This is a genomic window from Oceanobacillus sojae, from assembly GCF_007991515.1.
Taxonomy (GTDB): Bacteria; Bacillota; Bacilli; order Bacillales; family Amphibacillaceae; genus Oceanobacillus; species Oceanobacillus sojae.
On sequence record NZ_BJYM01000004.1, the window covers coordinates 86,786 to 98,606 of the forward strand.

An 11,821-nucleotide genomic window follows, 5' to 3' on the forward strand; every position below is an offset into this window, starting at 1 on the left:
CGAAACGCCGATGATATCAGGTTTCCGGTATACATTTAGCTGTTCCGAAATGTGTTATTTCCTCCCGTTTTTGACATTCAGAGCTGGGTATAGTATTCCTGAACTTCAGAACAAAAGCGCAGAACGCCTGCTTAAAAACGTAGAGATTGCGCCCCCGGTCTTTGGGGGTGGTTCGACCTTGGTCGAACTTCCTTTACTTTAAACCGATGTTGACTTTCACCCACAGGGCATAAGTGCGACTTTACCTCTGTCTACGCCTGACGGCTTGACAATCGCTAAGTCTTCTTTATCGCAGGGCGTGACGTGAAATCTCTAAAGTTTGGCGCTCGGAGCTGGACGCGGCTGTTTTTCTATAAATAGTTATCCACAAGGCAATAATTCTATAATTTCCTGGCAACAAAAAAACCATAGCACAGGTGTACTATGGTTTTTGAGTGAGGTACAAAGCAGGTTATATTAAAGATCCAGGCTTTCCTGCTCTTCTTTTGATTTTTCTTCAGGCTGTTCCAAGTCTTTGTCGAGCTCATAATGATCACGAATTGCTGCGCTGATTTCTTCAAATAATGCTTCATTTTCCTTCAGGAATATTTTAGCATTCTCTCTGCCTTGACCTAAACGGTCTCCATTATAAGAATACCAGGCACCGCTTTTTTGTACGATATCAAGATCCGAGCCAATATCAAGGACCTCTCCTTCTTTGGAAACACCTTTACCATACATAATATCTACTTCAGCCTGTTTGAACGGAGGTGCTACTTTGTTTTTCACAACCTTAATACGGGCTTTATTCCCTACCACGTCATTGCCAACCTTAAGTGTTTCGGCACGGCGCACTTCCAGTCTTACAGAAGAATAGAATTTTAATGCACGGCCGCCAGGAGTAGTTTCTGGATTTCCAAACATAACGCCTACTTTTTCACGGATCTGGTTAATAAAAATAGCTGTCGTTTTTGATTTATTAATTGCCCCTGAAAGCTTACGAAGTGCCTGCGACATTAATCTTGCCTGCAAGCCGACATGAGAGTCTCCCATTTCCCCTTCAATCTCTGCTTTTGGTACAAGTGCTGCTACAGAGTCTACAACAACAATATCTACTGCACCGCTTCGAACAAGCGCTTCAGCAATTTCCAAAGCTTGTTCTCCTGTATCCGGCTGCGATAGCAGAAGTTCATCAATATTAACGCCTAAAGCTCTTGCATAGATGGGATCTAATGCATGCTCTGCGTCAATAAAAGCTGCCTGACCACCTTTTTTTTGAGCTTCTGCAATAGCATGAAGCGCAACGGTAGTTTTACCGGAAGATTCCGGACCATATATCTCTACTACTCTTCCTTTCGGATACCCGCCAATTCCAAGAGCTACATCTAAAGCCAATGAACCACTTGGAATAGTTGCCATCTTAGGTATTTCATGTTCCCCCATTTTCATAATAGAACCTTTACCAAATTGTTTCTCTATTTGTCTTAAAGCCATATCTAAAGCTTGTTGTTTATCACTCACCGAAACTACCTCCTTTATCTATCTTTATCCATCATACAACGTTTTTACATATTTAACAAGCAAAAAGACGAATAAATGTTCTGCTATTTTTATATCAGATTTTACTTCAAAAATTAAAATCTATACATTCTTTTGTTCAAAAATGCCTAATTCTCTCTCTTATATAAACTGAATTATTAAATCTGCCTCTTTTGTAATAAAAATAAAACTTTCATTCACCTTAAAAAATTATTTTAAGTATTGATATAATAATTCAAAGCCTTTTAATGCAGCTCTTTCACGGATATTATTACGGTTTCCTGATAAAAGGATAGAGCTTGACTCTACAATTTTCTCTTCATCAAAAATAGCAATATAGACTTGTCCGACCGGTTTTTCTTCCTGCGTATCAGGACCGGCAACCCCTGTAAAAGAAATAGCCATTGGTGTATTTAATTTAAAAGCTGCCTGTTCAGCCATCTTTTCAGCACATTCCTTACTCACCACACCGTATTCAGCAATCCATTCCGGAGATAAATCTAATAAAGATTTCTTTGCAGATGTTTGATAAGTAATTAAACTGCCTGCAAAAACATTGGAGGCTCCAGCGGCTGACACAAGATTACTAGAGAATAATCCTCCTGTTAAACTTTCTGCTGCACCAATTGTTTTTTCTTTTTCAGCTAATAACTCAATAACTTTATTCTCAATCGTCTGATCGTCCTCACCGAAGCAGTATTCACCGATACGGGCTAAAATTTCCTGCTTTTTATCTGCGACCAGCTTTTGGGCACCTTCTTTCGATGAAGCACTTGCTGTAACCCGGATGACCACACCCTGATCCTGAGCAAGGGGAGCTATTGTCGGATTTGTCTGTCCATGAATCATATCTGTCAGTTCATGCTCCAGATTAGATTCGCCGATACCAATAAATTTTAAGACCGTGGATTGGATTACCTGCTGTTTGCCTGTTAAGTTTTCTAAAAATGGAAATAATTCTTCTGATGAAATTTGCTTCATTTCCCGTGGAACTCCCGGCAAAAAGAACCAATGTGTATCCTGATAATCTACATACATTCCCGGAGCCATACCAGCATTATTTTTTAAAACACTGGCGCCTTTAAATACTCGGGCCTGCTTGCGATTATTCGGCGTCATCGTACGGTTGCGTTCTTTAAAATAACTTTCTATCTTCTCCATCGTAGTCTTATCTTCTAGAATTTCAAGGCCGGTCATTTGTTCAAAACCTTCACGGGTTAAATCATCCTCTGTAGGCCCTAAACCGCCTGTGACAATGACAATATCCGAACGTGACTGTGCCAGCCGAAATGTCTGCTCGACACGATCTAAATTATCTCCCACTACGGTATGGTTATAAACATTAATTCCATAAGTAGCTAATTGTTCAGACAGCCACTGGGCATTTGTATTTGCTATTTGGCCTAATAATAATTCTGTACCTACTGCAACAATTTCTGCTTGATAATTTTTTGTCATTTAGAATCCCTCATCACATGCCAGTTTTTAACAAAATAGTCCACCCCTGAAATAATAGTGAACACTAAAGAAATATATAACATAATCGTACCAAATGGGAAGCTCATATAAGAAAATGGAAAATTATGCAGCAATAAAGAAGCTATGGCAATCATTTGTGTAGCTGTTTTTAATTTCCCCATACTCCCTGCAGCCAAAACAATTCCTTCACCTGCTGCAACCAGCCTTAATCCAGTAACTGCAAACTCTCTGCTGATAATAATAATAACAACCCATGCTGGAGCAAGCTCTATCTCTACTAATAAAATAAGGGCTGCAGAAACAAGCAGCTTGTCTGCTAAAGGATCCATAAATTTCCCTAAATTGGTAACCAGATTATGTTTTCTTGCATAATAGCCATCTACCCAGTCTGTGCCTGCTGCAATAATAAATATCAGAGCTGCAGCAAAATGAGCAACGGGTAATTCTGCATTTCCAATATTCCAGCTTCCCCATGGAAAGGGTACTGCCAGTAATATCATAAAAAGCGGTATCATTAAAATACGAGAAAAAGTTAGTTTATTTGGTAAATTCATTTTATATCCTCCATTTTTTCTTATAGTACGTGTTCAAAAAGTCGGATAAATAGGACCAAGAAGTTTAATACGACTAGTTTTTTCTGAGCGGAACGTATGCTTTATAATACGTGAGTAACGCTCTTGGTGGGGCAAGTAATCGCAAATGTTTCGATGGGACGAGTAATCTCAGTCCCATCGGAAAAAGCTAGTCAACGCACTTCTCACGTGTTGCGGCGCCTTCTACGTTGTTGCCCACACGACGTACCCGTTCTTAGTAGAAGATCCTCTTATCGCCGCGTCATCTTTATTGGACTTTTTGAACATCCTCTTATAGTGCATCATGTGCATGAAGTAAACCCTCCCTTTCAGGGAGGGTTTACAGGTTACTTAATATAGTTAATTACCAATTTGTAACTCTAAACGCTGATGGATTGCAGATGTTGGGTACTCAATATCTGTTCCATCAACAGAAATTGTTACAGCTGATGAATTACCTATATTTAGTAATACGGAATCTTCATCAGAAATATCAATTTCTAATGGGGATGCTTCTGCATCAAAATTGCCGCTGAATAAGGACTCGTCATCTCCGCCGGTTACATCTAACCAGCTGTTCAAGTCTGCATCAGCTGATTCCAGCGTTAATACAGCTTCATCACTAACATTTGATATCTCAAGTACAGATGTTGGAGAAGACCCTGTTCCTTCTTCTACTACCTCAACAGAAACTTCTTCATTTTCTTCTGTTTCCTGTTCCTCATCTTCATTTCCTTCGTCATCGTTATTCTCTTCAGAATCATCTGCTGCAGCGTCATTACCATTGCCACTATCATCTGAATCGGTAATAATCGTACTGCTATCCGTATTATTATCCTCAACTGGCTCTCCTTCATTCGAGGAGGAGCTCTGACGCAGGAAAAATATTGCTACCGCGATAATAGCGATAATTAATAAAATAACTGTAACCGTTGGAATGATGGATGATGAACGAGATTCTTTATCTGATTTACTCTCTTTTCTTGTCCGTTGTATCCGGCTGTATTGTACATTTTCTTCTTCTTCTGTGGGAGGAAGCTCCTCTTTATGATCTGTCATAAGCTCGTCCGGATTTATCCCTACCGCAGACGCATATTCTTTTATAAAAGCACGTGTGTAGAATTTCCCTGGGAGAATATTGAAATTCCCTTCTTCAATTGCAACTAAATACCTTTTTTGTATTTTTGTTTTTTCCTGCAGGCTGTCCAGAGAAATATCTTTGGCCAGCCGTGCTTCTTTTAGTTTTTCACCAACATCCATTTAAAACACCTTCCACCTTTGTAAATTAAAACATCGAGAATCCGTCCTGCCGTAAATCTTCATTTTCCACTGTTTCATAAGTGATTTCCTGATCTTCGTGGGTTCTGAGCTCAATAATATAATCAAAATCCTCCATGCTGTATTCCGTAGATTGAACGAATATATCCGGATGTTCAATCACCTTGACAGTCGGCAGCTGCATAATTTCTCTAATCAGCTGCCAGTGCTCTTCTTCATTCATTTTTCTTTTTGACACAATACCATCGATAATGTAAATATTGTCTGAATCATATTCCCCTTCAATTAAACTTTTACGCACAGTTTGTTTAATCATAGTGCTGGATACAAACAGCCATCTCTTATTTGCGCTGACACTCGCTGCAACAACAGATTCTGTTTTTCCTACTCTGGGCATTCCTCTTATCCCAATAAGTTTATGCCCTTCCACCTTAAATAATTCAGCCATAAAATCGACTAAAAGTCCAAGTTCATTTCGTACAAAACGAATAGTTTTACGGTCCTCATTATCGTGATGGATGAACTTTCCATGCCGGACTGTAATTTTATCACGTAATTTAGGCTTACGAAGTTTGTGTACTTTAATCGCATCCATTGTTTCTAAAATATATTTAAGTCTAACTATATTTTCATCATACTTAGACAGGATGAGCATGGCTCTGCGAGAATTTTCCACACCATTAATCATAATGATATTAATGGAGAGCATTCCAAGTAAAGAGGAAATTTCGCCTAATAATCCCGGGCGGTTTTTTAAATTTTCATACTCTAGGTACCACTGTGTTCTGTCCATGATAAGCTCCTTTTAGAGTCTGCTCAAAAAGCCTGAATTAAAAATAACACGTCAGGAAAGAGACATCCCAATCCTTTTTATCGTCTTTTTGAACATACACTTTTTAAAGTAATCTTTTCAAACAGATAACTTATTATGTCGTACTATGTATCATCATATCGAAAAAAGGATAATGTTTCTATTATAATATACCATCTTTTTAGTTTTTCCTAAACAGCTAACACCTTTTTCATCATTCATTTTTCTGAAACACTTCCATACAAAAAATGAATAACGTTTATCCATACATAAAAAGAAGCTATATAGATAATCCTATACAGCTTCTCTTCTGAAATATTCATTAGTTAATCATGCTTTTGGACAAGCTTAATCATCGCGCTGGCAAGAGCTTGCTGCTCTTCTTCAGAAGCTGTACTCCACAACTCTTTCAGCACCTTTTCTTCCGGCGTTTTAGCATCAACACTTTCAGCTAAATAATCACCGACTTCAGCTGCCAAATTAGTTAAAGTATCATGGTTAATACCACTTTCTTCAGCTTGCTGCAAACGTCCCTTTAAAAAGCCTTTCCATGAATCGAAGTTATCTAATACTGACATTTGGACACGCCTCCTCAAAAGTATTCTTTTGCAAATTAAGAAGTCTCACGATTTGCCAACCATTATCCCTGTTACCAGGGACATACAGCTTTTTCAGAACACCATTTTATATCTCTTTATTCGCAAAAATAAAGGCTGACTACATAAGCGGGCTGTTCTGAAACTCTCCTTAAGCACCTATAGTATTTGAGGAATTTTAAAATTTATACATGCCCAATTATCTTTTACCATAGAGAAACGCTTGTAATTATGCTGTTGAATGAAGATATCCTTCTACAAACCGCCATTAATATGAATGACTTCACCCTGAATATAACTGGATTCTTCACTAAGTAAATAGCTGATTACATTGGCAACCTCTTCAGGACGCCCCGCCCGATTCTCCGGAATTTCATTAATAAAGGCATCTGCTTCTTCAAGAGATAAATTGTGATTCATTTTCGTATCAATAAAACCGGGGCTTACTGCATTTACCCGGATATTGGATAATGCTACTTCTTTTGCCAAAGCCTTTACAAATATATTTTGGGCTCCCTTTACACTGGAGTAGACAACTTCATTACTTGCCCCATAATCGCCCCAAATGCTTGTAACAAATAAAATATTTCCTTTTCTTTGGCGGATCATAGCTGGAAGAAAATGATGGGTAATCAACCATGGCGACTTGACATGAACCTGCAGTAAGTCATCCATCTCTTCAGCTCTCATATCCTGAAACAAACCATAATGTGCATGACCGCCAGCAAAAATAATTCCATCTACAGAGATAGATACAGCCTCAATAAAATCAGCTACCTCTGCTTCATCTGCTAAATCCGCCTGATAAGCAGCTAAGATAGCGTTTCGCTCATCAGCCTGCATTAATTCTTTAATAGGTGCCTGATTGGAATGATAATGAAGGATAAGCTGATACCCGGTGTCCAGCAATTTTTTTGCAATAGCTGAACCGATATCACCACTCGCACCAATTAAAAGGATATTCCCTTTCATTTATCCACCGTTTGATTTTGAATCGTGCATGTTGCCAGACGTTCTTCTTCTATCCATGAATTTAAAAACACATTTACATCCTGAACAGTCAGTTTTTGAATAAATGGTACGATATCAAATAAATTTACCTTTTTAAAGGATAAAGTGGCAAATTGATTCGCAATAAATTCCAAAGAATTCATCGCACGGAGCAATTGCCCCATCTTTTTCTTTTTCATCCGTTCAAAATCTGCTTCACTAATTTCGTGGTCTTTGGTTGATAAAAGCAATTCCTGCACCCGTGAGGAAAAAGCTTCAGGATTATTGGTATTGGAACCAATGGAAACATAACCAAAAGAAGTTTGCAGATTACTTTCAAAAAAGAAGCTGTTATCAATTAAATCTTCATCATATAGTTTTTGGTAAAACTCTCCGCCAGTTGAAAAGAAATGATCAAGCACCATATCAACGAATAAATCACGTTTCAGGTATTCTTCGCCTTCGAGCTGCTTATTCGGCTCTTTAATACCTACTGCACATTTAGGAATAGATACCGGCATATTTATCATTAAGTTCTTTTCTTTTACAGTATCAGGCTCTTCCGGAAACTGCCGCTTTATATCGTCCAGCTTATCAAATGATTTTTTCTGCTGGTTTTCTTTAATTAAATTCATCATTTCCTGAGCATCAAAGTTTCCAGTTACAAATAAGATCATATTTTCCGGATGATAGAAAGTATGGTAACAGGTATATAAATCATCCTTTGTTATGGTGTAAATGGAATCTACTGTGCCTGCAATATCAATATTCACAGGATGGTTATGGAACAACGCTTTATTCGTTCCCATAAACAGACGCCAATCCGGCTGATCATCATACATATTAATTTCCTGCGCGATGATTCCTTTTTCCTTCTCTACGGATTGCTCAGAGAAATAGGGATCCTGCACAAAATCAACCAATGTTAATACGTTCTTCTCAATATTACTTGTCGCCGAAAATAAATAAGCTGTTTCTGTAAAGGAAGTAAAGGCGTTTGGAGAAGCTGCCTGCTTGGTAAAATCCGTAAATACATCACGATCTTCTTTCTCAAAGAGCTTATGCTCCAAGAAATGAGCAATTCCATCCGGCACAGTGATCGCCTCTGTTTGACCAATAGGTACAAAGCTCTGATCAATCGATCCGTAATTTGTCATGAAAACACCATATGTTTTCGCCAATTCCGGTTTTGGTAGTAGACAAACCTGCAGTCCGTTATCCAGTTTTTCTTCATATAAAGTTTCATCAATTGTATCAAAATACTGCTTATTCATCGGCCTCTCCTCCTTCACTTGTTAATAAGTACACCATGTTTTCCTTCACTTGATTCGCTACTTCGATAACCTGCTCTCTAGTTACCTGCTGAATACCATGAAACAGCTCATCAACTGTAATCTCTTTGTGTCCAACTACTTGCTGATACATAAATTCAATCATACCCTGCGTATGATCTAAGGTCTCTTTTAATTGATTGATAATAAGAAGCTTTGTTTCTTCCAGTTCTTCTTCCGTAAATTCGCCATTTTTCATAGCTTCCAACTGCTCACGGATAATTGTCAATGCCTTATTATAATCCTCTGGAGCAATTCCGCTCATCACAAATAATAAACCTTTATGACTCTCCATCCGGGAGACAGCATAATAAGCCAGGCTATTCTTTTCTCTTACATTTATAAATAATTTTGAACTTGGGAAACCGCCGAACATCCCATTAAAAACCTGCAATGCCGGATACTTTTCATCTCGGAAAAGAATATTGGTCCGATAGCCGATATTCAGCTTCGCCTGCTGCATCTGATCTTCTTCGATCAGTTCTTTGGATGTAACTGATTGCGCTGGCACATCATCATTAACAGGAGCTTCTTTTTTCTTTGATGACCGTTTAAATCGGCTAGTTAATAAATTCAGCATCTGTTCCGCATCAAAATCTCCGCTTACATAAATATCTATCTCATCTTCCTGGTGCATATTTTGATAATACGTAAACAGCTCCTGATTTGAAAACGCTGATAAATCCTTCTCATAGCCTTGTGCATGAATACTATAGCGTTCACCTGAACACATTTCGTCCATTAGCCGGATATTAGCATAGCTGGCCTTATCATCCTTAATAGAAAGTATATTTTGACGAAGAATTTCTTTTTCTCGGTCGAATACCCGCTTAGGAAATCCGTTCTCTTCCTGATTTGGTTTATAAACAATTTCATACAGCAGTTCTATCGCCCGTTCCAATAATGAATTGGTTCCAGGCAGGAATTTTTCATTTGGTACTTCCAAATAAAATGTCAAAATATGACTTTCTCCTTTTTTTGATCCTCCGATAGAAAGCACTGCCCCATACAATTCTGCCAATTCCTCCTGCAGTTCTTTGCGCGTAGGAAAGGAAGCTGTTCCCTGTTTTAACACATAAGGAAGCAGAGCCCGTTTTGTAATGGTTCCTCTCTCCAGCGGTGCACGAAATTTTACTGCAAAGGTTAATGTTTTATGTTTTTTATTCGGAAGCATGTGAAATTGTATATTATTTTCATTCTGTTTAATTTCCTTAACACTCATATTTATCCTCCATTCTAAACTAGCCAGTATTTATTTTACTCGTTTCTCTCCTTTATCATCCATCATATTCAAAGAAACAGGTATTACATGAGGAAATTTTTTAAAAGTATATAACTCAACTTTCGCACCTGAGAATAAGTATCTATACCTTACTGTTCCAGGTTGAACATGTTCTTTCTTATCCTGTTTGCATTTTGTTAAATCCCCTACTATATGAAATGGAAATTGTGTATAGCTCCTGCAACCAATCACTACGCTTTCCAAGGGGACGGCTTCAGCTAACTTGAAAAGAAAACCGCTTTTCAAGTGGATCTTCAGCTCACCCGGTTCCCATAGGAGTCTTCGTGGTTGGTCTGCGCTTAGTTAGGCTTCTACAGCGAATGCGGGAAATCATATCCTAATAGGGTTGGATGAAATAATCTATTCTTGCTTGATGAAAAGATCATTTTAGTGTTTCAAATGGTTGATTTGGCAATTTAAATGATGCACAACTTGGTATAGTAAAATAGCTTTCATGAACAGAAAGTAATCGTGACGGGACATTTTTATATGCACCAACGAAAAATATGTTCTTTGCTGGTCGAATTTCTATTTGCTCCGTTGTATTAAACAGTATAAAATCTCCTGCTAGCTGCGGCGGACCGTTTTGACTCCTGAGGGAATAGCATCATCTGAAGGTCCACTTTTGCCAAGTGCTCTTCTTAGCAAAAGTTAGCTGAAGAGCATGCCCCTACCCTAGGCAGGCTAAGGTCGCAACGTCCTGGGGTTGCGATTACTCACCCCATCGAAAAGAGTTGTTGCAACGCCTGCATTAGTACGTCCTGTACGTCGAAAGCAAAACGGTCCGCCGCAGCGGTAGCCTTACACGTTATCTTCTTTCTAAATAGCGTTTATGCCTTGTCAAGAGATAGATGGAAAGAACAGTCAACACCTGTCTCTAGGATAAGCAAGTTATTTTTTTAGGTGTGAAAGTTGAGTATATAGAATTGATCTGTCTTCTAATATAGTTTAAACAACAGCTTTCCTTTTGATTATAAAATGTTTACAGCTCGCAAAGAAATTCCCCGGCAACATTAAAGACGCCTGCGCACAACTTGAAAGCTGAACATATCTGCCCGGAAATAATTCATAGAATACAAAACACCCTCATCATTGCTTGTATAGTGCATCTGTTTTAATAAAAGCAGCGGCTGGTCGGGCGTACACTGCAAAATACTATAAATGCGTTCATGATATGTAATTGGTTCAATATTTGCAACAGCGTAAGTAATTTGCTTTTCTGAGGCCGCTTCAATCGTACTGAAAATGGAAGCCATCTCCCGTAATTTTTCTAAAGACAGGTAAGACGCTGGAGCTTTATCAACACAAAATACAACTGGCACATCATCAGCAGTACGTATTCTTTCAATAGCTGTTACATATTCTAAATCCGGGTTGCTGAAATCACGCTTTTCCTGCTCGGTAGCATCTAAAATATCTGTACTGATATATTGTGTCCCAGGCTTCTTTCCTGACTGCTTAATCATTTGTGTTACACTGCTGAGTTCTTCAATACCTGCCTGGAACAATGGCTTTGTATTTACAAATGTTCCAACTCCATGCCTGCGGGTTACGATATTATCTTCTTCCAGCATTCTTAATGCCTCTCGTAAAGTTGCCCGTGAAACCCCTAATTGCTTCGAAAGTTCGTATTCAGATGGCAGTTTTTCTTCCTCTTTATATAATCCATCTTCAATGCCTGCTTTTATTTTGTCCATAACCTGCAAATATAAATGTCTGGCATCTTCACGCAAATTCATTTCTTCACCTCTTTTCTTATCAAATACTTCATCTATAGCCTTTTTGCATCTGTTATTAATCGTACCACTTCTTCTGCTAATTTTGAACTTTAAAAAATTATTATCTGAACAAAAGCTCAGAGCCCCTGTACAGCAACGTACAAACCGGACTGCACACTTTGAATCGACGGCGACTTATTATCTGGTTACTCAGGGAGATTGCCGGCTATTAAGCCTGTGAATCTG

The 11,821-nt window shown here is 38.5% G+C and carries 10 protein-coding genes; all 10 read right to left on the minus strand.

Annotated elements, in window-relative coordinates; translation table 11 throughout:
* Positions 1-456: 456 nt before the first annotated feature.
* The gene (gene recA / locus OSO01_RS05765) at positions 457-1,500 is read right to left on the minus strand and encodes a recombinase RecA (RefSeq protein ID WP_147209494.1); all 1,044 of its coding nucleotides are present in this window, start codon (positions 1,498-1,500) and stop codon (positions 457-459) included.
* Between the two features lie 228 nt (positions 1,501-1,728).
* Positions 1,729-2,976 (minus strand): competence/damage-inducible protein A, encoded by a 1,248-nt coding sequence (locus OSO01_RS05770; protein ID WP_147209495.1) that lies wholly within the window; start codon positions 2,974-2,976, stop codon positions 1,729-1,731.
* Positions 2,973-3,551 carry a CDP-diacylglycerol--glycerol-3-phosphate 3-phosphatidyltransferase gene (gene pgsA / locus OSO01_RS05775; RefSeq protein ID WP_147209496.1) on the minus strand — a complete coding sequence of 193 codons (579 nt, stop codon included), beginning with the start codon at positions 3,549-3,551 and terminating at the stop codon, positions 2,973-2,975. The genes OSO01_RS05770 and pgsA overlap by 4 nt, the downstream gene beginning before the upstream one ends.
* 378 nt (positions 3,552-3,929) lie before the next feature.
* Entirely contained in the window at positions 3,930-4,829 is a 900-nt protein-coding gene (locus OSO01_RS05780; protein WP_147209497.1) for a helix-turn-helix domain-containing protein, read from the minus strand.
* A 25-nt stretch (positions 4,830-4,854) separates the two neighbouring features.
* Positions 4,855-5,640, minus strand: a complete 786-nt coding sequence (locus tag OSO01_RS05785) for a DUF3388 domain-containing protein (protein ID WP_147209498.1) — start codon at positions 5,638-5,640, stop codon at positions 4,855-4,857.
* Between the two features lie 344 nt (positions 5,641-5,984).
* Complete coding sequence (locus OSO01_RS05790) at positions 5,985-6,236, minus strand: DUF3243 domain-containing protein (protein ID WP_147209499.1); 252 nt, start codon at positions 6,234-6,236, stop codon at positions 5,985-5,987.
* Positions 6,237-6,509: 273 nt separating this feature from the next.
* On the minus strand, positions 6,510-7,226 hold the full coding sequence (gene ymfI / locus OSO01_RS05795) for an elongation factor P 5-aminopentanone reductase (protein WP_147209500.1): 717 nt from the start codon (positions 7,224-7,226) through the stop codon (positions 6,510-6,512).
* Positions 7,223-8,518, minus strand: a complete 1,296-nt coding sequence (yfmH, locus tag OSO01_RS05800; protein ID WP_147209501.1) for an EF-P 5-aminopentanol modification-associated protein YfmH — start codon at positions 8,516-8,518, stop codon at positions 7,223-7,225. Before yfmH ends, ymfI begins: the two co-directional genes overlap by 4 nt.
* Positions 8,511-9,797, minus strand: a complete 1,287-nt coding sequence (gene yfmF / locus OSO01_RS05805) for an EF-P 5-aminopentanol modification-associated protein YfmF (protein WP_147209502.1) — start codon at positions 9,795-9,797, stop codon at positions 8,511-8,513. The genes yfmH and yfmF overlap by 8 nt, the downstream gene beginning before the upstream one ends.
* A 1,073-nt stretch (positions 9,798-10,870) precedes the next feature.
* The gene (locus OSO01_RS05810; protein ID WP_147209503.1) at positions 10,871-11,596 is read right to left on the minus strand and encodes a GntR family transcriptional regulator; all 726 of its coding nucleotides are present in this window, start codon (positions 11,594-11,596) and stop codon (positions 10,871-10,873) included.
* Positions 11,597-11,821: the final 225 nt, after the last annotated feature.